The sequence below is a fragment of the Agrobacterium sp. LR_9 genome (assembly GCF_041954855.1).
GTDB lineage: Bacteria > Pseudomonadota > Alphaproteobacteria > Rhizobiales > Rhizobiaceae > Agrobacterium > Agrobacterium leguminum.
In genome coordinates this window covers 137,008-158,925 of the sequence record NZ_JAVAYA010000012.1, presented here as the reverse complement: position 1 = coordinate 158,925, position 21,918 = coordinate 137,008, and the positions used below count along the sequence as shown (strand labels likewise).

At 58.5% G+C, this 21,918-nt stretch carries 21 protein-coding genes and 2 pseudogenes; 10 read left to right on the top strand and 13 right to left on the bottom strand.

What is annotated here, in order from left to right; all coding sequences use genetic code 11:
• Nucleotides 1-292: 292 nt before the first annotated feature.
• Nucleotides 293-1,432 (bottom strand): epoxide hydrolase family protein, encoded by a 1,140-nt coding sequence (locus tag RAC79_RS15680; RefSeq protein ID WP_374997253.1) that lies wholly within the window; start codon nucleotides 1,430-1,432, stop codon nucleotides 293-295.
• Nucleotides 1,433-1,593: 161 nt separating this feature from the next.
• Here RAC79_RS15680 and RAC79_RS15675 point away from each other — a divergent pair, with 161 nt between their 5' ends.
• Nucleotides 1,594-2,496: a LysR family transcriptional regulator gene (locus RAC79_RS15675; RefSeq protein WP_374997251.1), complete on the top strand. Its 903-nt coding sequence runs from the start codon at nucleotides 1,594-1,596 to the stop codon at nucleotides 2,494-2,496.
• 477 nt (nucleotides 2,497-2,973) lie between these two features.
• On the top strand, nucleotides 2,974-3,384 hold the full coding sequence (locus tag RAC79_RS15670) for a DUF4260 domain-containing protein (protein ID WP_374997250.1): 411 nt from the start codon (nucleotides 2,974-2,976) through the stop codon (nucleotides 3,382-3,384).
• A gap of 708 nt (nucleotides 3,385-4,092) precedes the next feature.
• Here RAC79_RS15670 and opgC read toward each other — a convergent pair.
• The 5 genes from opgC to RAC79_RS15645 all read right to left on the bottom strand — a co-directional run bounded on the left by opgC (nucleotide 4,093) and on the right by RAC79_RS15645 (nucleotide 9,202).
• A complete protein-coding gene (opgC, locus tag RAC79_RS15665) occupies nucleotides 4,093-5,298 on the bottom strand; it encodes an OpgC domain-containing protein (RefSeq protein ID WP_374997249.1) in 1,206 nt (401 codons plus the stop codon).
• 234 nt (nucleotides 5,299-5,532) lie between these two features.
• Complete coding sequence (locus RAC79_RS15660) at nucleotides 5,533-6,561, bottom strand: NAD(P)-dependent oxidoreductase (protein WP_374997248.1); 1,029 nt, start codon at nucleotides 6,559-6,561, stop codon at nucleotides 5,533-5,535.
• A 565-nt stretch (nucleotides 6,562-7,126) separates the two neighbouring features.
• Nucleotides 7,127-7,264: a hypothetical protein gene (locus tag RAC79_RS15655; protein ID WP_220331337.1), complete on the bottom strand. Its 138-nt coding sequence runs from the start codon at nucleotides 7,262-7,264 to the stop codon at nucleotides 7,127-7,129.
• A gap of 567 nt (nucleotides 7,265-7,831) precedes the next feature.
• The gene (locus tag RAC79_RS15650; protein ID WP_374997247.1) at nucleotides 7,832-8,551 is read right to left on the bottom strand and encodes an alpha/beta fold hydrolase; all 720 of its coding nucleotides are present in this window, start codon (nucleotides 8,549-8,551) and stop codon (nucleotides 7,832-7,834) included.
• 90 nt (nucleotides 8,552-8,641) lie between these two features.
• Entirely contained in the window at nucleotides 8,642-9,202 is a 561-nt protein-coding gene (locus tag RAC79_RS15645; RefSeq protein WP_374997246.1) for a TetR/AcrR family transcriptional regulator, read from the bottom strand.
• 71 nt (nucleotides 9,203-9,273) lie between these two features.
• On the opposite strand from RAC79_RS15645, the gene RAC79_RS15640 reads away from it, so the two are divergent.
• Nucleotides 9,274-9,684 (top strand): hypothetical protein, encoded by a 411-nt coding sequence (locus RAC79_RS15640; RefSeq protein WP_374997245.1) that lies wholly within the window; start codon nucleotides 9,274-9,276, stop codon nucleotides 9,682-9,684.
• A gap of 781 nt (nucleotides 9,685-10,465) precedes the next feature.
• Here the strand turns inward: RAC79_RS15640 and RAC79_RS15635 are convergent.
• Complete coding sequence (locus RAC79_RS15635) at nucleotides 10,466-11,386, bottom strand: LysR family transcriptional regulator (protein ID WP_374997244.1); 921 nt, start codon at nucleotides 11,384-11,386, stop codon at nucleotides 10,466-10,468.
• A gap of 98 nt (nucleotides 11,387-11,484) precedes the next feature.
• Between RAC79_RS15635 and RAC79_RS15630 the strand changes: the two genes are divergently transcribed.
• The 4 genes and pseudogenes from RAC79_RS15630 to RAC79_RS15615 form a co-directional block, all read left to right on the top strand.
• A complete protein-coding gene (locus RAC79_RS15630) occupies nucleotides 11,485-12,318 on the top strand; it encodes an SDR family oxidoreductase (protein WP_374997243.1) in 834 nt (277 codons plus the stop codon).
• A 49-nt stretch (nucleotides 12,319-12,367) separates the two neighbouring features.
• Nucleotides 12,368-12,859, top strand: coding sequence for a lipocalin-like domain-containing protein (locus RAC79_RS15625; protein ID WP_142187532.1), 492 nt, complete (start codon nucleotides 12,368-12,370; stop codon nucleotides 12,857-12,859).
• Between the two features lie 73 nt (nucleotides 12,860-12,932).
• The gene (locus tag RAC79_RS15620; RefSeq protein WP_374997242.1) at nucleotides 12,933-14,156 is read left to right on the top strand and encodes an MFS transporter; all 1,224 of its coding nucleotides are present in this window, start codon (nucleotides 12,933-12,935) and stop codon (nucleotides 14,154-14,156) included.
• Between the two features lie 299 nt (nucleotides 14,157-14,455).
• Nucleotides 14,456-14,551 (top strand): annotated as a pseudogene (locus RAC79_RS15615) (hypothetical protein); the annotation flags it as partial.
• Between the two features lie 295 nt (nucleotides 14,552-14,846).
• Here RAC79_RS15615 and RAC79_RS15610 read toward each other — a convergent pair.
• Together RAC79_RS15610 and RAC79_RS15605 are read right to left on the bottom strand one after the other, a co-directional pair.
• Nucleotides 14,847-15,833: an NAD(P)H-quinone oxidoreductase gene (locus RAC79_RS15610; RefSeq protein WP_374997241.1), complete on the bottom strand. Its 987-nt coding sequence runs from the start codon at nucleotides 15,831-15,833 to the stop codon at nucleotides 14,847-14,849.
• An 11-nt stretch (nucleotides 15,834-15,844) separates the two neighbouring features.
• Complete coding sequence (locus RAC79_RS15605) at nucleotides 15,845-16,381, bottom strand: hypothetical protein (RefSeq protein ID WP_374997240.1); 537 nt, start codon at nucleotides 16,379-16,381, stop codon at nucleotides 15,845-15,847.
• Nucleotides 16,382-16,497: 116 nt separating this feature from the next.
• Here RAC79_RS15605 and RAC79_RS15600 point away from each other — a divergent pair, with 116 nt between their 5' ends.
• Complete coding sequence (locus RAC79_RS15600; RefSeq protein ID WP_142187537.1) at nucleotides 16,498-17,412, top strand: LysR family transcriptional regulator; 915 nt, start codon at nucleotides 16,498-16,500, stop codon at nucleotides 17,410-17,412.
• Nucleotides 17,413-17,909: 497 nt separating this feature from the next.
• On the opposite strand, the gene RAC79_RS15595 is transcribed toward RAC79_RS15600, so the two are convergent.
• Both RAC79_RS15595 and RAC79_RS15590 read right to left on the bottom strand, forming a co-directional pair.
• Entirely contained in the window at nucleotides 17,910-18,200 is a 291-nt protein-coding gene (locus RAC79_RS15595; protein ID WP_374997239.1) for a hypothetical protein, read from the bottom strand.
• 96 nt (nucleotides 18,201-18,296) lie between these two features.
• The gene (locus RAC79_RS15590; protein WP_374997238.1) at nucleotides 18,297-18,569 is read right to left on the bottom strand and encodes an usg protein; all 273 of its coding nucleotides are present in this window, start codon (nucleotides 18,567-18,569) and stop codon (nucleotides 18,297-18,299) included.
• Nucleotides 18,570-18,849: 280 nt separating this feature from the next.
• Here RAC79_RS15590 and groES point away from each other — a divergent pair, with 280 nt between their 5' ends.
• Nucleotides 18,850-19,164, top strand: coding sequence for a co-chaperone GroES (groES, locus tag RAC79_RS15585; RefSeq protein WP_374997237.1), 315 nt, complete (start codon nucleotides 18,850-18,852; stop codon nucleotides 19,162-19,164).
• A gap of 55 nt (nucleotides 19,165-19,219) precedes the next feature.
• A complete protein-coding gene (gene groL, locus RAC79_RS15580) occupies nucleotides 19,220-20,848 on the top strand; it encodes a chaperonin GroEL (protein WP_374997236.1) in 1,629 nt (542 codons plus the stop codon).
• Between the two features lie 333 nt (nucleotides 20,849-21,181).
• On the opposite strand, the pseudogene RAC79_RS15575 reads toward groL, so the two are convergent.
• Nucleotides 21,182-21,262, bottom strand: a pseudogene (locus RAC79_RS15575) (electron transfer flavoprotein subunit beta/FixA family protein); the annotation flags it as partial.
• Between the two features lie 175 nt (nucleotides 21,263-21,437).
• Complete coding sequence (locus RAC79_RS15570; protein ID WP_374997235.1) at nucleotides 21,438-21,857, bottom strand: nuclear transport factor 2 family protein; 420 nt, start codon at nucleotides 21,855-21,857, stop codon at nucleotides 21,438-21,440.
• Between the last annotated feature and the right edge of the window lie 61 nt (nucleotides 21,858-21,918).

The following is a 21,918-nucleotide window of genomic DNA, read 5'->3' as shown; positions in this document are numbered from 1 at the left end:
CTCGAACGCGCGCGTTGCGTGGACTAGGATCACGGTGCTGCGGCCATACGTGCGTTAGGGGCTCCGCGTTTAGGGGATGGCCGAAAACACGCGCTAAGACCCGTCGTTGCGGCACATAGATGGCGTTACGGGTTAGGTGGCGGGGCTCGACGCTGTGGATCTGGAGCAGGCCAAGCCGGTTGATCGCCCTTCACAGCTGGCCTGCGCCGATGCGGTCGTGACCACGCAGGGCATTGAAGCCCTGCGCCGCCAGCGCCAAGCGCGGGACTTCGGAAACGGAGATCACCCACCTTCAGGAGCGCGGTTCCAGAACTGTCGCGATAAAGGCGCGCAGGTCGGCCAGCATCAGTTCCGGCTCTTCCAGCGCGGCGAAATGGCCACCCCGCAGCATATCGGTCCAATGCACGATGTTAAAGGTCTTCTCCGCGAACGAGCGCGGCGGCGGCAGGAATACTGGATCGGGGAAGGCCGCAAAACCGGTCGGCACCTGGATGCGGGTGCCGGCCGGAAGCGTCAGGGAATCCTCAAGCCGGGTGCCGTAGTAGATCCAGGTTGCAGTCACGAACGATGTGGGCGCTATGTAGAGCATGATGTTGGTAAGGAGTTCCTCCTCGGAAAACTTGCTCCAGATGTCGGGCCCGCCTTCGGCGGTTGTCGGAAGGTCGGCCCACTTACCGAACTTCTCGAGTATCCAGCCCGCCGCTCCGATCGGGCTGTCGGCCATGGCGACGCCAAGCGTCTGCGGACGGGTTGCCTGCTCCTGAAAATAGGCGCTCTCCCAATCGGCGATCGCGGCCCGCCTGGTGGCGAAAGACTTCTCCTCATCGGTCGTCGCAGCGGCGTCCCTCGCGCACACCGTCATCATGTTGATATGGATGCCTAGCAGAGCGTCCGGTCGATCGTGCGCTGCCCAGACCGCGATGCCGTGGCCCCAATCCCCCCCTTGAACGAAATACCGCGCGTCGCCGAACAGTTTGATCATCAGCCCATGTACGAGGGCAGCAGCCCGCCGCATGCCGATCGGGCGCGCGATCGGGTTGGAAAACGCGAAGCCAGGAAGCGAGGGAACAACAACATCGTGCCCGTCCGCCGCGAGCGGCTCCAGGAGCCGCTCGAACTCGAGATACGAGCCCGGCCAGCCGTGGACAAGCAGGACGGGCGGCTTGGAGCCGTCGCCCTTCACATGAATGAAGTGGAGGTGCTCGCCTTCCACGTCGGTCGTGAAATTGGGGAGTGCGTTGAGGCGTCGTTCGACCGCACGCCAGTCGTAGCTGTCCCGCCAATAAGTGGCGAGTCGCTTCAGGTCATCAACCCCGACCCCCGCTGACCAGCCTCCCGCATCCGGCAGCTGGCTCCAGTCATAAGCCTCGACTTTGGCTCTGATTGAAGCGAGCCGTTCGTCAGGGATGTTGATCGTGTAGGGTAAAATCATGATGTTCTCCGCTTAAGCTGGGACGCGGTTTGGTGGAGAGTGTCCACCAACCTGCTATCCATAATGTCGATGGATCTTCTGAGAGCCGACGGCCGCTCGGCATAATGCTCGGATTGTCGCCGAGGTTGAAATCGAACCTTCTACGTGTTGTTATCCAACGGATGAATACCAAAACCCTCGATCTCGGCCTGCTTGTCACGCTCGAAGCCCTTCTGGCGGAAGGGAACGTCACGCGCGCCGCCCGGCGCCTCAACCTGAGCCAGCCTGCCTTATCGGCCCGGTTGGCGCGGCTTCGTGACGCCCTCGGCGATCCCCTCCTCATTCCGGCACAGCGCGGGATGGTCCTGACCCAGCGCGCAGTCGAGCTTCAACAGCCATTGCATGAAGCTCTGGAGGGTGTCCGCAGGGTGGTGGCAGATGGAGCACCGTTCGACCCGGCAACCATGCAGGCTACTCTGGTGATCGCCGCGAGCGACTACCAGCAGTATGCGCTGCTCACCCGGTTTTCGGTCGCGCTCAGGACCGAGGCGCCCATGGTCCGCATCGCTTGGCGTGCCCTGGACGTTCTGGCGCTCCCCGCACAGCTGGAGCGCGGCGAGGTCGACCTGGCCGTGGCAACTCCGAACCATGCACCGGCGGCCATGCGCCAGCATCAGCTCTATTATGAGGATTACACGGTGATCGCCCGGCAGGGACACCCGGCCGTACAAGGACATGTCAGCCTGGACGTGTTCTGTGCTTTGGAGCACGTTGTGGTGTCTCTCCAGGGCGGCGGGTTCTCGGGGCCTACCGATGCGGCACTCGAGGCCGTCGGCCGCCGCCGCACCGTAGCTTTGTCCACGTCGGGGTTCCTGATCGTGCCGGAGGTCGTATCGCGGTCCGACATGATTGCGCTGGTTCCTCGGCGTCTTGCGGTCGGCTGGTCGGATCGCCTGCAAGTGCTGGAACCGCCCCTCGCCATCCCAGGACATACAATCGTGAGTATCTGGCACGACCGGGCTACTTACCATCCGGCACAACGCTGGCTGCGTGAACGGCTGTCGATGTTGGCCGCCGAAGGATAGTCACCGGCTGGACCTGAGGCTGGGCACGACGTTGCCCGAACGCCGTCGTTTTTCGGGAAAGCTTGTGGTGGTCGCGAATGACAGCTTATCGCTGTTCTGCTCCGAAAGCTGACCGGAAGTCCTCGCACCCCAACTTAGTCTCATGAGGCCGGTTCGGGATTAACGGGTTTGGACAACAGGCAGCCGTCGTCGGTCGAACGACTTTCGAGGCCAGGCGTCTTTCAACTGTGATTCCCGGGGAGCATCCTTCGATCTGCGATAATCGATCGTGGCGACGCCGACAGCTCGGCGAGGGGACCTCAATGGTGCAGGCACCCAACAGGACGTTCATCAGCGATGCGGCTTGGCAGAAGGTCGTGGCCCGCGAAGCCATCATATGGCCCATCGCTTTCGAAAAGAAGTTGACCAGCCCGGAGATTGGGTCAGTCTCTCCGACAGGCCGATACCAAATCCCCTACAATTTTCGGAGATAAGGATATGACAGGTTCTGTCACTGGAGCACCCAAAGCGCTTCTTCGCCTTGAGGGGCTAGCGGTACTTGTTGGCGCCACGGTGTTATACGCCAAGCTCGACGCGAGCTGGTGGCTATTTGCCGCGCTAATCATTGCCCCCGATTTGTCTATGGTCGGCTACATTGCCAACAAGAGGGTTGGGGCAGCACTTTACAATGCAGCTCACTGGTACGTCCCGCCGCTCGCGTTGATTGCCGGAGGTACCTTGGGGAGCGAAACCAGGCTCGCGACAATAGGGCTGGTGTGGGCTGCCCATATTGGCCTGGACAGGGCACTAGGCTACGGCCTGAAATACGGCGAGGGATTTGGGATGACACATCTGGAAACAATGCCTACCAGAAGGCCTCAGGCCGTTGAAGAGACTCATTTCGACTAGAATCATCTTGGACAATCGCGCTCGCAGTGCGGGGGGAATCAGGCCGATAGGTCTTTATTCCAGATTGATGCATGAGCTTGGTGCCGGCTTAATGGCCCACCTTATCAGAGCGGATCAATCCCCAGAGACCATTTGCCTCACGGGCGTCACCGCATTGTCCCCTCGTTGCAGTCGTTACGTTAACTCCCTCCCGGTCGGATGTTGATAGCTTCACGACCGCATTAGGTCGGGGTCAGCCCGAAGCCGTCGGACTTTGCCAGGCTTCTTCTTGCGGCCAACCTGAACGGCATGGGGAGATTGCCAGGCATGATCTCAGCCGTTCATGAAGGCCAGATTGAAGCTAAAACGAAACGGCTTGGTGCTTTTGGCTAAAATGCGGTGTCCGGTTGCAATTTGATACATTTTCACGGCGCCCCGGGGAAGTTCTGTGACAGACTCGCGATAGGCTCCCCCATATGAAAACCCTGACTGCAATGTCGTCGAGCGGGTCCCGCTTGGCGAAGCTTCAGTCGCAGATACGCAGGCTCGACACCTGAACGCCGAAGACAACACCTCATATCAGGCCCGTGGAGCTTGTCGTGGCTTGCAGTCATTTTTCTGCGTGGTGCTCCTGTCGGCGCGGGGCATTGGCCTTCGTGGAAAACGCGAGGCAAAATACGCTTGCGATCCGTGCCCCACACGGCCGGTCAATGCGGCATTTCTGGCAGATCAGGTCTGTTCCGCTCTGGGGATGCGCAACGCTATCAGCATCTTCACGAATGATGTTATTTTCGCCTGAATGGATTTGACGACCGTGGACAGTCTTCCCCTGCGTCGCATTTCCCGATCGAACAGGTAACTCAGGCCGATAATGATTATGCTTATCAACACGGCTTGCAAAGCGGCCGATCCAATGGTGTCCGGCGTACCGCGCCACGCGTAAAGGATCATGTTGCCAAAGGCGAAGGTGAAGAGGCTGGCGCGCCCAAAGAAAACGAGCCTTTCCAACTTTTTCTTTCCCTCGTCAGGCAATCCCTGAGTGGCAAGGACGGCCAAGGAGGTAAGACAAACGGCGCCGCTGAGGCCGGCAGCAAAATAAAGCGGATCGCTCTCCATTCGCAGCGACATGTCGCCGAGCTCCGCGAGCAAGCCTTCACGGCTCAAGAAAGCGCCGATTGCTACCGCCAGAGCTGAAGCGGCCAGCAGGAATGACGCTCGTTTTGCAATGCTGCCCGTTGTTTCAGAGCGAGCGCCTCGGTCACCTGCGATGAGCCTTCCAAATGTCATTCCTCCGACGATCAGGCTTAGTCCATGTAGGATCGATGGCCCGCCAAGCTTGCCGTCCCCAATGCCGAACAAAAACGTCGCTACTCTTTCCGCGTTCATGCCCATCTGAAAATCGATCGGGCTCGGCAGTCCTCGAAGCGTTGGGTGAACTGCATGGATTGCAACCGCGGCGAAGAGGAGTGGCAGCAGACCGGTTTTGTTGCGCAATAGCAACAGGGCTGGGGCGAGGAAAAGAACGACGGCGTAGAATTTCAGAATGTCCGTGAAGGGCGTCACTCCCAGAAGCATCATGGTCGCGATCGAGAATTTCAGCGAATATCCGTCCGGGACCAAATACAGCACCACGACCGACAGGCAGTATAGCAGCCAGCATTGAATGGCACGCGAAAGAAGCCGCACGGTAACAGGCCCTTGTTCACCTTGAAGGAATTTGGGTCGGTAGATGATCTCGAGCATCGTGCCGAAAAGCAGGATGAAGGTGGGCGTCGCCAGCGCCATAACGGCGCGCACGACGGCTGCAGATGGGCCACTCCAGAATTGATCCATTGCGGTAACGACCCAGACATGGCTGAGCATTGCAAAGAAAATAGCGATCGAACGGGTAAGGTCTATCCCGATGATCCTCGAATTCGCTGTGGTTTCCGCCATGGAATGTACTTTCAACCGAATTTCAGAACATTGCGATGCAACAAGGCTACAAGACTGGACGACGCTACGGCAACCGTTAAAGCCGCCCAAGTTGCATCGCGTCGCCTTAGCGGTCGCAACGCATGTTGGTGAAGCTGCAGGTGACCTGTCAGACGCCGCCTATCGCGGAATGTTGCCGCCTGGGCATTGGTCACGTGTTTGGAGCTAAGGACATCAAGTATCCTCCCCTTGATGTCACAGTGGGAGCGGCTCCAGTTCAAGGACCTTCCCGCCGGAGCCGCGCAGCCGGTCGAGGTAAGTCGAGTGTTCAATAAGCTGGGCAGGAAAATAGAGCCCTGGTCGAGCTGATTCGGTGGCGAGGCCGGCGAGACGTTCGAGAACAAGTGCGACGCCCAGGCCGGTCAACGGCATCTGCCCAGCTGGATGAACGATCGCATACCGCTTGCTGAGGGGGCTGCCTACATGGTCTTGGCCCCGAAGATTGATGATGATTTCAGTCGATACCCCGCCTCCTTCACGACGGGACGAACTCATTCCGACAGCAAGATCAAATCGCACGTTGCGCGCGCCGGTTGCGTTTGCCAACAGCAGGACATCGTTCGGCGAGGAGGCATTCGCGTCCAGTTCCGTTCCATCAACCGCGCGCACCTTGGACGCCGTGTCATCGCCGCTGAGCCAACGCCAGGCTCCATCCTTTCGGATGAGAGCCATGGCACCTGCATAAATCTGACGTTCAAGATCTGCATTTGCCGCCGGTCCGAACACATCCTCTTCGTCGAGAACGGCCTCGATTCGAACATTTTCCAAGCAACGAAATTCCTGCGCAAACAACAGTGAGGGTACGCTCGTCGCGCCGACCAGCCACTCCGTACCAAGAACGACCGGCGCCGCCAAAGGCCGATGCATGAAAGATGCTACCTCGATGCCTAGTTCGCCAACGGCCGGCGAAATACTTATATGCCCAACCTGTCTTCGCTGAGCCCAGAGAAGCGCTGCCCCCGAGCCATCGGAGAATAGTGTCGCGACCGCAGAGGGGCGGAGGTCGCCGAGCCCCAGGTCGGAGGCTGCCAGATCGACCACGACCGCAGACGCGCCGACAACAGCCGCCGCCGCCCGGCGGGTGCGCTCCTCGTTGCGTCCGCCGATGAGGATCGGCACGTACGGATGGAACTCGCGCAAAAAGCGGGAAGCCCAGCGACCGACCTCGCCGGCGCCGCCGATAAACAAAACTGGTTCTTGCGATCTTTCGGCAGGTTTTGACACGACGGCGCCCTTATGACAAAAATACCTACCATAAGTAACTTACCGAAAGAAGGTATGCAGATTGAAATGACGGAAGTCAACGTCGATCATCGGACCACGGGACGTCTTTCAAAGGCTGAACGGCGTCAGTAGTTGTTGGATGCAGCCCCGTTGATCGTCCGGGAAGATGGGGTGCGATAGACTGACATTGGTCACCGAACAGTGAGGGCAGGCGTCTCGAAGCACGTCACATATCAGTATTTCGAACAAGAGCCGGCCTTTTGACAAAACTCTATCGCTGGATTGACGCTGGTGCCTACCATCTTTTGGATGGCTATAGCGGGAACTTCGTGCGGCGCTCAATTGGCAACCTCTCGAATAGCAACATGTCTCTTGTGGAGGCGAGGCGACCAGCCTGAAGATGCAAAGATCTTGCCCGATGCTCTAAGTAGAGCGACAATAGCGATCCACAAGGTCGGCGGGGAAAGAGTTGGCAAACATCTTGAGCGACCTGATGGGGCGCGTTGCAGCTCATGTGTTCGTCCACTACCGCTTCGGTTAGCTGGTGCTCTTGGTTCACGTGCAGTCAGGCGACCAGGAAGTTCAGCGTCAGGCCCGTTCCTATAGCGGCAACCAGGAGAAAGACGTCGGCCAGGAGAGTTCGGACAATGCTATGACGCCCCGGTTGCAAACGGCTCAGATAATCCTCTCGAAAATCATCCATAAGGGTTTCCTTTCATGTTTCAGATCAATAACGAAGCGATGACGCTTGGCGCTAATCGATCCGTTTCGACAGACGGAACTTACCTTGAGGGCGTCGCACAAGTTTCTCGATGTTGGGTCAAAACTGTAACCAAGTGTAGCAGTGGGGCGGTCGGCCGAGACTAAGTCCATCTCGATTCCACGAGCATTGAGCTGGCTTCCCATGCAACGACCTGTCGGCAACCAATTCAGCGAAGTTGTAGAAGATCCGGCCCGGTTCGAAACGTCAGATACAAGTGCCGACTGCCGGTCATTTCGAGAGCGGACACTCTGGAGGCATGATAGGCAGGCATATCATCTCACTTCAAAACCGGTCTCAAGAGCGGGGCGGTTCGTATCCGGAATAGCCCCATCCTTGTTATCAGATAAAGCCTTAAGCAAGCGGCGCACGGTCCTGCCAAGTTTCGATCGCGTAAGCCCATGACAGCGAGCGGAACAGGAAGCAATGTGGCGCGGGTCGAAGCAGACGTGCGGTAGCGGAAGGCTTGCGTGCCATCCCGATTGCTGCATGCTCAAACGTGTCGATTGATTACAGGCTCCAGAATGTGTTCAACACCCTTACCATCTCATCGGGTCGCTGGAGCGGATACCAATGTCCTGCGTCGAGCAGAAACACCTCGCGCGCCCCGATGTCGTTAGCCAGTGACTTCGCCAATTCCGGCGGAACCGGCCTGTCCTTTAGGCCGTGAAGGACCAGCGTCGGTGCAATGATGTTGGCGAGGCCTGGCTGCCATTCTCGCCCGACATTCAGCGCCGAGCGGTAGAGCCGCAGGATACAATCGCCCATGCGGTCGTCCACGTCCGCCACGATCCGATCGGCGTCGGCCGACGACGATCCGTCCTCAAGCAGACGTGTCCTCATCGCAGCACGGTTGAGATCAGCGAAATACGCTTCGCCCTCGCCTGGAGTCTGCCAGAGCCTTGCCAAAGGGTGCCATGGATGGTCAGCCTTGATCGCGCAGCCGCCGCCCGCCCAGCTCCGTACCAAATCCGGCCGCAGGGACGCAACGCGCAGCGTCATGATCGCTCCCCAATCGTGCGCCACCAGATCGACCGGCTCGCCGACTGTCTCAATGCGCGTTATCAACCACTCGACATAAGCCTCCTTTGATGCATCGAAGCCACCGGGAACAGCTGACGAGAAGCCCGGCAGATCGATGGCAATGATGTCTTTCCGGCCGAGCCTTTCGATGACGGGCTCCCAAAGCCGGTGCGTCTCGGGGACGCCGTGGACGAAAAAGGCGGGCATGCTGATCTCCTTGCTTGCGGCTCCGGGCCGGTTGCAGATTGGCAGTGCAGAGGCGCGTTGCCCTCGCTGAGCAAACGAAAATTTGCTTGACTAACGACGGGCCGCTAACGGCTCGCTATAAATAGCGACATGAACCCCGATAAGCCGCTTCATATCCTGGACATCCTGAGCAGCATACCGCAAGCCCCGCATCCCATAGGTGAGCGTCAGAGCATAGTCCTCGGGAGAAATGGGTAGCGGCCAGGTTTTCATATTCGCCTGGAGGATCTCGACGAGCAGTGCCTGAAAGTTTCGATAGACTTGGCGGACGGCCGTGAATCGGAGATCAAAGAGATCAGCCGCATCCGGAAACGCGGCCGCGAGTTCGACCCCATGCATGCCCCAACTCGTGCAGGCATGAAGCAGCTTTTCGTCGAGCGGCCCGATCCTGGCGATCGCCGTCCTGATCTTTGTCAGCGCCTGCGCGTCCATGTTTTCGATGACGCGGCTGAAGATCGCTTCCTTGTCCTGAAACTGAATATAAAGAGCCGGGCGCGACATCCCTGCCGCCTTGGCAATATCGCCCATGGTCGTCCGCGCAAACCCGTAGCGCACGAAAACGGATTCGGCGGCGCGGAGGATCTGCTCTTCTCTTTCGGCTCTAGCATCCATGGCCCATCTTGACATTCTGACGGAAAATGTCAAACGTTGACGCAATGACGAAAAATGTCAGGAGGTAAAATATGCATGACGTCACATTGCCGATGCGAGCTCTGGACGAGGCCATCGCGCGGATGGGGGACGGGCCTGTGGTAATGGTAAACCTTCTGACCTTCAGGGCTAGCCCGCTCTACCCGGACGGGTTCGCCGATCGAAAGCCGTCTGCCCGTGCCGCCTACTATGAAGGATATGCCGGCGCATTCGGCCAAATCGCGGCCCAGATGGGAATTGCCTATGAGCTTGTCCATGCTGGCCGCCAGCTGTCGACGCTGGTGCCGACCGAACCGGAAGGCTGGGACGACATCGTCATCGTGCGCTATCGCAGCCTGGTCGATCTACGCAGGATCATCGAAACTGAGGACTATGCAGATCACGCCGCACCGCATCGTCTGGCCGCTATTTTAGCGTGGCGATTCATCGCGACCAGCGCTTAACAGCAGCCACTTCCGCGCAATTGATGCTTTCGGGGTTCGCCGACAAATGGGAGCCGGCAAGGTCACCGCGACAGAGAAGTTGCCTGGGTTGGAACGACGTTCGGATGGGTTCAAGTTTGAGATGCGATTTACGAATGATACCAACAAGTAAGGTCGGCGCAGTGACACGCACGTACTCCCTTATTGATCTCGATGGCTATCGGGATCATTGCCCATAACCTTGTGGGGCATTGCCCGACGATCTTTCAAGACGTCAGTGCAATGCATTCGCTGGTGCTGTTGATCCCGATCTAAGCAGCTGTCAGTGCGTGGCCGCGCACGGCATGGCTTTTGAGCGCCGTGTGAAGCTAGGTAAGCTTTCGTGCTACTCGCGTGTCCGACGACAATCGGTGATCGAGCGGCTCACTTACGGCTAATCGCGCGGCAGGTGCCCGGGCATGCATCTGAAGCGCCATCCGATCAGGCATTAGGCGATCGACACGTTCGCAATTCGGCCGATGGCCATGCGCAGCTCCGGGCTAGTAGCGGGGCCAAGCGCCGGACTCACAGAGCTTCGACATCTCCGAGCGGCCGGGCGGAAGGTCGAAGAAATTCAGAGCTGGTCGCGTTACACACCTTCTTGAAATGCCCGATTGATGTGCGGAAAGCCGGCGAAGTTCTCCGTCAGTCGGGTAGTACAGACTGAAACCCGACAGGTAGGAAAACCATTCTTCAAGAACCTCCTCAACGTTACCAGCATCGAGATCACCAACATCAGTTAGGTTACTCCGACGCAGCCGCGTTACGAGACCACCTCCTGCACCGGCGTGCGGGCAGTACCAACCTTTCGCAGGAGGTCAATGAAGGCCCGTAGCGGTGACGGCACATGCCGGCTGCGTGGATAATAGAGCGCCAGCCCCGGTGTCGCCGGGCACCACTCGTCAAGGACAGTCACCAGCTGGCCGGACTCCAGGAATGGCCAGGCGAAGTATTCCGGCACGTAGGCAATGCCACGGCCGTCCGCCGCCGCCTGCACCAGAAGGTCGCTGTCATCGAGGGTGAGATTGCCCGGCACATCGATTGCAACTTCGGCGCCGCGTCTGGAAAACTCCCAGCGATAGCGCTTTCCGCTCGGCAGGCGCTGGCGAATACAGCAATGCCCATGAAGATCGTCGGGTGTATGTGGTCTTTCTTTACCGTCGAGGTAGGACGGCGCCGCCACCGCGATGAAACGCACGTCGCCTCCGAACTTCACCGCGACCATGTCTTTTGGAACAGTTTCCAGCAAGCGTATTCCGGCGTCGAAACCCTGTTCCACGATATCGACGAGCCGGCCTTCCGACACGAGATCAAGCTCTACGTCTGGGTAGAGGTCCAAAAAGCGCGGCACGACGTCTGCGAGCAGAATGCGTGCGCCGCTCTTGTTGGAATTGATCCGCAATACTCCGGCTGGAGTGCCGCGCTCCTCCGAAAGGGTATCGAGTGCCCGATCGAGATCCTGAAGAACCGGGTCGAGGCGGGCCAGCAGGCGCGCGCCGGCATGCGTCAGCGAGACGCTGCGTGTCGTCCGGTTGAAGAGCCGCACGCCCAGTTTTGCCTCCAGCCCGATGATCGCATGGCTGAGAGCGGAGCGCGAAACCCCCATTGTGTCGGCCGCCTTACGGAAGCTCTGGTGATTGGCCACCGCGGCAAAGGCGGCAAGGTCGTTCAAGCTGGGCCGCATATCCGTGAATCATCCTCACTACTTCATCCCAAATTGAGGATCTTATACCACCAATCTCCCACGTCTACACTCGAGCATGAACGAACGAGGAAAATCGCATGCCAACGACATGGTTCATAACCGGCGCTTCCTCCGGGCTCGGTCTGGAGATGACGCAGCAACTACTCACCCAGGGGCACACCGTGATTGCAACGGTTCGCCGCCCGGGACCACTGACGCAACTCGAGCAGGAATACCGCGAGCGCCTGGACGTGGTTCAGCTCGATCTGGTCGAGCCAGAGAGCATTGTCGCGGCGGTTGAAGCAGCCTTCCAGCGGCACGGCGGAATAGACGTGATCGTGAGCAATGCTGGCTACGGCCTGTTTGGTGCCGCGGAAGAGCTCACAACGGAACAGATTGACCGGCAGCTCGCCACGAATTTGACTGGATCCATTCATCTGATCCGTGCCGTATTGCCTCTTCTTCGTAAGCAGGGCGGTGGACGGATTGTCCAAGTTTCGTCCGAGGGTGGGCAGATCGCCTATCCGGGTTTCAGCCTCTATCACGCGACAAAATGGGGTATCGAGGGTTTTGTCGAAGCCGTGGCACAGGAGGTGGCACCTCTAGGCATCGATTTCATCATCGCTGAGCCGGGGCCGACGGGCACGAATTTCGGAGCCAACCTTGTCCAGGCCATACCGTTGGATGCCTATGAGCAAACCCCTGCCGGCGCCGTTCGACGGGCGATCAGCGATGGAAGCTTCGAGATCAAGGGGGATGCTGCGCGTACCGCGTCCGCGATTATATCAGCCGCCGAGAGCGACAAGCCGCCATTGCGTCTAACGCTGGGTAGCACCGCCTATTTGTCGATCTCACAAGCGCTTTCCGCGCGCCTTTCCGCCCTTGAGGCGCAGCGAGACGTGGCAGATTCCGCCGACAGGCAGGATCGGTAAACCCAATGGTCCAGAAACAGGGCCCCCCAAGAACAGGAAAGGAGATAAAATGTTCATTCGATCAGCTCTGGTGGCTCTAGCCTTCGGCGTTTCGTCTTCCGCGTTCGTGCAGGCAGCTGAAAACCAGGTCGCCGGCACCTGGCGCATGGTGTCGGCAACCATCGATCCCGGTGGCAAAAATATTGCTGCTTATGGAGAAAAGCCCAACGGTCTTCTCGTCTTCACGCCCGACATGCACTTCGTAGAAGTTCTGACCGACGCGGACGTCCCGCGGTTTGCTTCCAATGCTCGCGGTGAAGGAACGGACGATGAAAATCGCACGGCCATGTCGCGCAGCATCGGGTTCTTCGGCACGTACACGGTCGATGAGAAGGGAGAATTCAGCGGCAACCGTGTCGAAGGCGCGACATTTCCGAACTGGGTTGGCAGCGTGCGAACGCGCGATGATCTCACTTTGGTCGTGACGGGTGACCGGATGACCGAAAAGTTTCGCAGGCCAGAAGGCACCGAAATAAGGATCGAATGGCAGCGCGTCAAATGAGGCCCGCTTCTCGACAAAACAACGAGCGACGCTGACCTTGGGTCTACCGGTCCGTGTCCAGTGGAGCCACGCGATGCCAAAACAGGCAGATCTCACCGAAAAAATTCAAGATCGACAGGCAGCCGCGCCTGCGCTCGTCTGGCTCATGGCGATTGGATCGGGCGTTGGAGTAGCCAATGTCTGCTACGTCCAGCCTGTCATCCCATTGGTGCAAGCGGACTTTGCTGTGTCACCGGAGCAAGCGAGCCTCGTGCCTGCCATAACGCAGGCAGGCTATGCGGCCGGGATGATGTTATTGGCCCCGCTTGGTGACCTCGTGGATCGCAAGCGCCTGATCTTCTCGAAATTCGCCCTGCTCGTCGCCGCTCTGTTGGCGGCCGCGACCGCTCCGAGCTTCTCGGTTATGCTTTTCGCCAGTCTGACGCTCGGATTGCTTGGCAGTGTCGGGCAGGATTTCATTCCGCTTGCTGCGCAGCACTCGACCGAAGAGCGGCGTGGCCGCACGATTGGGCTGGTCACCACGGGATTGCTTTGTGGCATCCTCTTGTCTCGAACGGTCGGAGGATTAGTCGGAGACCTTCTTGGCTGGCGAACGATGTTCGGGATTGCAGCCGCGATCGTGGCGCTTCTGGCGCTAGCCTTTTGGCGGTTTCTACCGCAGCAGTCCGTGACGGCGACAGGCACCTATGCGGGCCTGCTTCGCAGCCTTGCGACACTCACCTATCGACACCCCATACTAAGAAAGGCATTGGCAATTCAGGGGTTACTGGCCGCTACCCTAGGCGCATTCTGGTCCACACTTGCCCTCATGTTGGCCGAGCCGCCATTCCAGTTTGGCCCGGGCTTGGCAGGAGCCTTCGGATTGGTTGGTGCGGCCGGGGCCTTTGGCGCACCGCTCTTCGGAGGCTTTGCGGATCGCAAGGGGCCGTTCGTAGTGATCCGGGTGGGCTGCTTGTTGGTGGCCGCAGCATTCGCGCTCATGTTGATGTATCCGCATTCGATGGTAGCGCTCGTCGTGGGCGCCGTCATCTTCGATTTCGGAGTGATGGCGGGACTGGTCTCGCACCAGACCATCGTGACCGCCATCGATCCCAATGCGCGCAGCCGTTTGAACGGTCTGCTGATGACCGGTGCCATGATCGGAATGGCGATCGGTGCTGCCATAGGGGGATGGGCGTGGAGCCGCTATGGTTGGACGGGCGTGTGCATGACGGGCGTGACCGCCGGCCTCTTGGCGCTTCTGCGCTCCTTTTTTCCTCCGATCGTCCAACCCGCGTCCAAAAATTCTACGTCGTGAGTACCTCCCTGATCGCGTCAGCATCGATCGGTGCCCACATTGGCCTACCTTTCAGGGTCTTGACAGTGACCGAAGCAAACCGGTCCGAGGGAACTTCTTCCAATGAAGCTCGCAGGTTCGCAGCCGCTTATGGTTCGCCTTCTCTGGCAGCCCGGTATCTTCTTGAGCGATCGAGCCAGCTCTCTCAGATAGGTCGCTGTTGCCAGCGTCCCGGCCTTCGCCTCGCCGCCCTCTACCCGACGCCTTGTCTGGGCCCCGGGGCGAGGAGGTGCTAGACCATTTTTGGATCGGAAATGCTGCTCAAACCGCGCACCTTCTTCGATCTCGTCGCGCAGGTGGCGATCGTGCAACCGGGCCCAGTCCAGCGCGACATGGTGCATCCCTATCTTCGTCGGCCCACACATGTTCGCACACGGCGACGTCCCGGCGCCTGAAGCCCAATAAAAGCCTTATGGTGCGCAGTGAACACTAAAAAAAGGAGCCGATGCAAATGACTAAATCCCATCAAAAATTCAGTCCTCGCGGAGACCCAATCCCTGGATTTCTTTCGAGGGCAGTGGGGTGGCGGTTGGGCATTGGCAGCGGGCGCGGCAAAGCGATAGTATGACGGGTGATATGCTCACGGGTAGACAGCGGGTCGGCAGTTCGACTCCCATCAACGCATATTTGTCGGATGCGCCGTGTGCTGCGTCATTCGGGAAAATCTGTTAGAACGATCTTCCCAAACAACCCGCCCGCCTCCATTCGGCGATGGGCTTCCGATGCAGCCGTGAGCGGATATATCGCTGCAACGATCGGCTTAAGCACCTGTCCCGTGATCGGCAGAACCTGGTCCCTGAAGCGCCGGACCATTTCTCTCTTTTCCGCTCTCGACCGTGACTTCATGACTGTTCCGATCAGCCGTAGGTGGTTATGAAGCACCACGCCGAGCGGAATGATGGCGTTGTCATCGCGCCCTAGAAGACCGACCTGGATGAGCCGCCCGCCGGGAGCAAGGCTGCGAATGTTACGGGCGAGGTAGGACCCGCCGACAAATTCGATGATCAGATCGACCCCACGAGATGCTGTTGCATCGACGACCTCCGCCTCGAAATCCGCCCGTTTGTAATCATAAACAGCATCGGCACCAAGTGACAGCACGTTGTCGATGTTGCTTGCCGAAGCAGTGGCCAGGACAGTGGCTCCGGCAGTCTTTGCACGCTGGACGGCGGCCGATCCGATGCCGCCTGCTGCAGCATGAACGAGGACGGTCTCACCTTTTGCGACGTGCCCGAGATGGGTAAGCGCCTCCCAGCCCGTGACGAAGCTTTCCATGACTGCGGCCGCCTCCATGAAGGACATCCCTGTCGGAATGGCAGCGGCCATCCCGCTGTCGAGCCGTGCATACTGAGCATATGCGCCCCCACCGACGATGCCCATGACACGGTCTCCGACAGCAAAACCGCTAACGGAGTCTCCAATGGCCATGACTTCGCCAGCGACCTCAAGCCCGAGAATAGGACTGTCTCCGTAACCTTGCGAGCCATAGACGCCTTCGCGTTGAAGAAGATCGGCGCGGTTGACACCGGCCGCCATGACCTTGATCAGAAGATCATCTTGGCGCAATTCGGGCTTGGGTACATCGGCGAGGCGCAGAACATCCGCGCCTCCGAAGGCATCGAAGGTGACCGCTTTCATTGGATAACTCCTTACTTGGAAAGGGCCCGGCGGGCGATGCTTGCGGCAAAGAGGGGTGTTTCACGACTGTTGTGGTCGCCGCCTGCAGCCTGACGAGCTGCCGCAGCATCTTCAAACTTGATGCTGTGCTCGCTGAGGAAAGCCATGAACGCATCGGTCGGATGGGCGGTGACCTTGTTGGTATAGCGGGTCCTGCCATCGTCGATCTTCTCGGCGATCAGTTCCCAGATCACATTTACCTGGGTCCGGCCGTTGGCTGTGAAGACATCGGAGGTTGAGTTCATGCGGCAGTAGGCAGGTTCGGCGACCTCGGCTACATAATGCTGCACGACGAGGCCCGAGCCGATCTGCTCAACATTGATCGACATGCGACGACCGTCGTCGGTCCAAGTGACGCCGGCTGCAATGTGATCAGGCGGGCAGCAGCGCAGGTATTCGGCTTCCGGCAGGGTGAAGAGCCAGTCGGCAATATTGATCTTTTCGAGCGGAACGTCGATCTCTGCGGAATAGGCGGACTGGGAAAGAATTGTATCTAGGACCTTGACCATTGGAGTGTTCCTTCTGTTTGTTGGGCAACCGCCCGTTGACGAGAAGGAGAGTGCGCCGGATGCCCGCAGATGATAACGAACTGAATGGTCGAAACGGTTTTGCGCTGTAGGCAAAGATGAGAGACCCACGGTTCGCTGAACATCTCGCTGTTTACGTCGACGTTGTCCGCACAGGGAGCTTCTCGGCTGCCTCTCGGCGCAGGGCCGTCACGCCTTCGGCCGTCGTTCGACAGATCGATGCGCTCGAACAGGATCTTGGCGTTACCCTTCTTGTTCGATCGACACGGGCGTTGTCATTGACGGACGCAGGCCATCACCTGTTTGAGCGCGCTCAGCGCCTGCTCGATGATCTGGCCGATACCCATTCCGAGGTTGCCGCCTTCGATAGTGCGGTCAGCGGCACGCTGCGGATCGCTTGTTTCCCAACTTTCGGAAAACGCTATGTTATCCCTGTTCTCGCATCGCTAGCGCACGCACACCCGGGCCTGCATGTCGAGCTGGATCTTACCGAGCGGCTGGCTGATCCCGTCGCCGAACGGCTTGACCTCGTGGTGAGGATGGGGGAGCTTGCGGACAGCTCTCTGATTGCCACGAAGCTTGCTCCGCTCGACCGCATTCTCGTTGCAAGTCGTGGCTATGTCGAACAGCATGGCGAGCCGGAGGACGAGACTGCGCTCCGCCGTCATCGCCTTCTCGACAAGCTCCATGGCAATGATCTGCTCGGATGGTCTGACATTCTCGGATGTCCGGCCGGCGACGCCAGCAAACAGGTGGCTTTCCGGTCCGATGATTTTGAAGCGCTCAATAGCGCCGCGATCTGCGGAATGGGAGTGGCCTTTTTGCCAAGCTGGGTATCGGGCCCCTCTACTCAGGCAGGTGATCTCATCCGGCTAAAGCTCCGCGGCGAGGGATGGAACGAGAGGTCGTCAGGCGTCTATCTCCTGCGCGCCCTCCAGGTACCGTCCGCCAAGGTCAGGGCGTTTACGGAGGCACTCAAGGCCCATATTGGCGCACCGCCGCGGTGGGGGTGATGTGGGAATAGCAACGGCGAGCAAATCAAATGCTTAGGTAGTCAATCCCATGACCTGTCGAGTGACGGTTCGATTTCTCATCAAGAGCAAATGCAGCTTAGGTGACCAAAACGCCTCGCGTGCAGCCTGTCATTGCCAGCCGCAAGCCAGCAGTGTCGTTCAAGAGCTTAGAACGGTTGGAATCGATCATCACTCATACCGGCGACGCGCATTAAGCGCCATTGTCTCAGGCCAATGATTTTAACAGGCGGCAGTTGGCGACATTGCTGATCGGCACATCATGGCAGATCATGTCGGTTCCGGCAGAACCTAATTTGCGCCTATGTCGCCGACACAGAAGGTTCCACCGGGAAGGTTTCAGGCGCCACGCTGAAGATTTCCCGATCGGGCGGCCCAGCGCGATTGAGGACCATGTCGCGCTGAGGAAAGCAAGAGGCGTGAGCGCGCCAGCGGAACCTTTGAGTCGCTGCAGAAAGCGATCAACGTCGCGGTACCCATCAGTGCACGGACTTGCTCACCAGCGGGTAGGGATGCGCAGCCTTGAACTTCGCAATCACCGCCGTTGCCTGTTGCAATACGCGTTCGGAATTGTGCAGATCATCACGGGCAAGCTCGTCGGCGTTAATACGTATTGCTTCAGCCATGCTCGTGGACATCACTGCGAACTGACCGTAGCCTTCGATAAAAGCGTCCCTCGCCGTTTGCTCGAGGGCGCGGGCGATATCGACGAAAATCTCCTCGCGCTCCATCACGTCAAGATTTTTGATGAAATCGTATGTATCTTCCATTTTAGCCTCACTCTGAACAGACGTGCGGAAAAAGACCGAGCTCATCAAGCTCTGGCCGCGGAAGAGCTAGGAATAGCAGATTTTAGTTTCAAGCCCTCATTGCAGCTTGAACTCTCCTTCGACGCGTCGCCATTCGTTCGGCCCGATCAGCCTCTGGTGGGTGTAGCGGACGGAATGGAGCGGGCCGTCGAGACTTGCCTGCCAGAAATCGAGGAACTTGTGCATCTCGGGAAAATCAGGGGCCAGATCATAGTCCTGCCAGACATACGTCTGCAGAACGGATTCGAAATCGGGAATGCGGTAGAGGATGTGTGCGGTGGTCAGGCCGTAGCCATTCAGTTGCCGTTCGAGATCGGATGAGAATTGCATGCTTCATCTCCTTTCGTGACATTATTAATGTGGCCTAAAATTTTACAGACATCAATGAACTTTTTGAGCGTGCCAGCTTGATAGTTGTTCCTTTCCAATGTGTTAGCAGCCGCATGAGGAGAGCGCTATTTTTTCGGGTCGCTCCTCTTGAAATCGAAAAATAGCGAAACCAGATCATGTCGCGCAAAACGCTCGATTGAGGTTTTGCACCCGCCCGGACTGGTCATCCGGTCCGGCCCAGGGGAACAACGTCACCATTGTTTGTCCATTGGAGGAAAACATGTCGTTCCGACCGCTTCATGATCGCATTCTTATCCGCCGGGTCGAATCCGAAGAAAAGACCAAGGGCGGAATCATCATTCCAGACACCGCCAAGGAAAAGCCGCAGGAAGGCGAGGTCATCGCCGTCGGCCCCGGCGCCCGAAATGAGTCCGGACAGATCCAGGCGCTAGATGTCAAGGCAGGCGATCGCATCCTGTTTGGTAAATGGTCAGGCACCGAGATCAAGATCAATGGCGAAGACCTGCTGATCATGAAGGAAAGCGATGTCATGGGCATCATCCTGGCCCAGGCCGAGAAGAAGAAGGCCGCCTGAAAATCCAACGGCACAACCATCAGTCAGATAGCTGCCTATTGAGGAGTTTGAAAAAATGGCTGCAAAGGAAGTCAAGTTCCATACCGATGCCCGTGAGCGCTTGCTGCGTGGGGTCGATGTTCTTGCCAACGCTGTAAAGGTGACGCTCGGCCCGAAAGGCCGCAATGTGGTGATTGATAAGTCGTTCGGTGCGCCGCGCATCACCAAGGACGGCGTTTCGGTTGCAAAGGAAATCGAGCTTGAAGACAAGTTCGAGAACATGGGCGCGCAGATGCTGCGCGAAGTTGCCTCCAAGACCAACGATCTTGCTGGCGACGGCACCACAACGGCTACCGTTCTGGCCCAAGCAATCGTCAAGGAAGGCGCCAAGGCGGTCGCCTCCGGCATGAACCCGATGGACCTGAAACGCGGAATCGATCTTGCCGTCGAGGCAGTCGTCAAGGAGCTGAAAACCAACGCTCGCAAAATTACAAGCAATTCCGAAATCGCCCAGGTTGGTACAATCTCCGCCAACGGAGATACTGAAATCGGTCGTTATCTAGCCGAGGCGATGGACAAGGTCGGCAACGAAGGCGTGATTACCGTCGAGGAAGCAAAAACCGCGGACACCGAACTCGAAGTCGTCGAAGGCATGCAGTTCGACCGCGGCTACCTGTCGCCCTACTTCGTCACCAATCAGGACAAGATGAGGGTCGAACTGGAAGATCCCTATATCCTTATCCACGAAAAGAAACTTTTGAACCTTCAGGCGATGCTTCCGGTTCTCGAAGCTGTGGTCCAGTCGGGCAAACCTCTCCTGATCATCGCTGAAGACGTCGAAGGCGAAGCTCTTGCAACGCTCGTCGTCAACAAGCTGCGTGGCGGCCTAAAGATCGCTGCGGTCAAGGCTCCGGGCTTCGGCGACCGCCGCAAGGCCATGCTGGAAGATATCGCCATCCTGACTGGCGGCACTGTTATCTCCGAAGACCTCGGCATCAAGCTTGAAAACGTCACGCTCAACATGCTCGGCCGCGCCAGGAAGGTGGCGATCGAGAAGGAGAACACCACCATCATCGACGGCGTTGGCTCCAAGGCGGAGATCGACGGGCGCGTCGCACAGATCCGGGCGCAGATCGAAGAAACCACCTCCGACTACGACCGTGAAAAACTGCAGGAACGCTTGGCGAAGCTCGCCGGCGGTGTTGCCGTCATCCGGGTCGGCGGTTCGACAGAAGTCGAGGTGAAGGAGAAGAAGGACCGCGTCGATGACGCGCTGCACGCCACCCGTGCAGCCGTCGAGGAAGGTATCCTGCCTGGCGGCGGAGTTGCGCTGCTGCGGGCTGTAAAGGCCCTCGACAATCTCGGTACGGCCAACCAGGATCAGAAGGTCGGCGTCGAGATCGTCCGCCGTGCAATCGAGGCGCCCGTCCGTCAGATTGCCGAAAACGCCGGCGCGGAAGGCTCGGTTATCGTCGGCAAGCTGCGCGAGAAGACGGACTTCTCCTTTGGCTGGAACGCACAGACCGGCGAGTATGGTGACCTCTACGCGCAGGGCGTCATCGATCCGGCCAAGGTCGTGCGTACGGCGCTCCAGGATGCCGCCTCTGTCGCAGGCCTTCTGGTAACGACGGAAGCGATGATTGCCGAGAAGCCCAAGAAGGAAGCCTCTCCGGCTATGCCCGCCGGCGCGGGAATGGATTTCTGAGGCAATAACCGCAAGAGGCTCGCCCCACCCTCGTGGGGCGGGCCACCCCAGGCCATCCAAGCATGTTCCTGCCGGGTCATGAGAAAGGAAAGCGTCAGCGATGCGATAAGGGAGGACGCCACACCTGCGATCAGCGCCGCGCATGTGCTTCATCCGAACCAGCATTTCAACCATCCACGAGACGTCCTTGCCACCCGAGGCATCTCCGCCATGCACGCTACGTCACACCGCATCGTCGTGCCCCAATAGCAGCTTGGCGGTTCATCGCGACCCGGTCTTGACGTGCAGCCTGCTGCTCGTTTTGCCACTTTCGTGGCAAGAATCGTTTCCGCGTGATGATGTTGGGCAGCGGGCGTAGCGCGGCTCGCCCAAACGCAGGTCCGTGCTCATGACCGCCGGCAGCTTGACCTCGATTGGGAGTCGCCATGCCTTTCCACAATTTATATCGTGATGGCGTCGTTTTGATCACGACAGTGCCCTGAGGCAAAAAGGGAGAGGTTCATGAACCGCTCCCTCAATGCTTGACCCCGGTTAAATCCGGCGCCGCGAACAGGCTCAATGCCCTCATGGGGCAAGCAAGCCGTCGTCCTTACACGTGCACTCGGTCGAGGATCTCATAATAGGCATTGAGGTCTAGCCACTCGATGCCAGATACGACCCGCCCGTCTTTCATCGACATGATGTACATGTAGCTGTTGGCATAAGGCTTGCCATCTTTGGCCGTCGTCGCACTCTCAATATGTGCAAAGACGCGATCTCCATCGGCCCATATTCCTTTTGGTTCGACTCTCAGGGGTTCGGCGAAGCGGGAGAACAGCGCCTCCTCTGCGTTAGTAAAAAGATCTTCCATCCCAAAATAGGTTCGCGCGACGGGTCCGTGACCTGCGATTGTCCATTCGGCGTCCTCGGCGAACATCTCCGCGAAAAATTTGGTGAAGTCATGTGCGGATGCCGCGAGGGCATCCTTGACTGCAAGCAGGTTTGCTTTCTCTTGCTCTGAATATGACATAAGTTACTCCTTTGTCGTAAGGAACGTCGAATCTGGCTCCCAGAAATTATCCAGACCGATC

Excerpts from the sequence above, each read along its gene's own strand:
- RAC79_RS15680 (WP_374997253.1), bottom strand. The coding sequence starts at position 1,432 with ATGATTTTACCCTACACGATCAACATCCCTGACGAACGGCTCGCTTCA.
- RAC79_RS15675 (WP_374997251.1), top strand. The coding sequence starts at position 1,594 with ATGAATACCAAAACCCTCGATCTCGGCCTGCTTGTCACGCTCGAAGCC.
- RAC79_RS15670 (WP_374997250.1), top strand. The coding sequence starts at position 2,974 with ATGACAGGTTCTGTCACTGGAGCACCCAAAGCGCTTCTTCGCCTTGAG.
- opgC (WP_374997249.1), bottom strand. The coding sequence starts at position 5,298 with ATGGCGGAAACCACAGCGAATTCGAGGATCATCGGGATAGACCTTACC.
- RAC79_RS15655 (WP_220331337.1), bottom strand. The coding sequence starts at position 7,264 with ATGGATGATTTTCGAGAGGATTATCTGAGCCGTTTGCAACCGGGGCGT.
- RAC79_RS15650 (WP_374997247.1), bottom strand. The coding sequence starts at position 8,551 with ATGCCCGCCTTTTTCGTCCACGGCGTCCCCGAGACGCACCGGCTTTGG.
- RAC79_RS15645 (WP_374997246.1), bottom strand. The coding sequence starts at position 9,202 with ATGGATGCTAGAGCCGAAAGAGAAGAGCAGATCCTCCGCGCCGCCGAA.
- RAC79_RS15640 (WP_374997245.1), top strand. The coding sequence starts at position 9,274 with ATGCATGACGTCACATTGCCGATGCGAGCTCTGGACGAGGCCATCGCG.
- RAC79_RS15635 (WP_374997244.1), bottom strand. The coding sequence starts at position 11,386 with ATGCGGCCCAGCTTGAACGACCTTGCCGCCTTTGCCGCGGTGGCCAAT.
- RAC79_RS15630 (WP_374997243.1), top strand. The coding sequence starts at position 11,485 with ATGCCAACGACATGGTTCATAACCGGCGCTTCCTCCGGGCTCGGTCTG.
- RAC79_RS15625 (WP_142187532.1), top strand. The coding sequence starts at position 12,368 with ATGTTCATTCGATCAGCTCTGGTGGCTCTAGCCTTCGGCGTTTCGTCT.
- RAC79_RS15620 (WP_374997242.1), top strand. The coding sequence starts at position 12,933 with ATGCCAAAACAGGCAGATCTCACCGAAAAAATTCAAGATCGACAGGCA.
- RAC79_RS15610 (WP_374997241.1), bottom strand. The coding sequence starts at position 15,833 with ATGAAAGCGGTCACCTTCGATGCCTTCGGAGGCGCGGATGTTCTGCGC.
- RAC79_RS15605 (WP_374997240.1), bottom strand. The coding sequence starts at position 16,381 with ATGGTCAAGGTCCTAGATACAATTCTTTCCCAGTCCGCCTATTCCGCA.
- RAC79_RS15600 (WP_142187537.1), top strand. The coding sequence starts at position 16,498 with ATGAGAGACCCACGGTTCGCTGAACATCTCGCTGTTTACGTCGACGTT.
- RAC79_RS15595 (WP_374997239.1), bottom strand. The coding sequence starts at position 18,200 with ATGGAAGATACATACGATTTCATCAAAAATCTTGACGTGATGGAGCGC.
- RAC79_RS15590 (WP_374997238.1), bottom strand. The coding sequence starts at position 18,569 with ATGCAATTCTCATCCGATCTCGAACGGCAACTGAATGGCTACGGCCTG.
- groES (WP_374997237.1), top strand. The coding sequence starts at position 18,850 with ATGTCGTTCCGACCGCTTCATGATCGCATTCTTATCCGCCGGGTCGAA.
- groL (WP_374997236.1), top strand. The coding sequence starts at position 19,220 with ATGGCTGCAAAGGAAGTCAAGTTCCATACCGATGCCCGTGAGCGCTTG.
- RAC79_RS15570 (WP_374997235.1), bottom strand. The coding sequence starts at position 21,857 with ATGTCATATTCAGAGCAAGAGAAAGCAAACCTGCTTGCAGTCAAGGAT.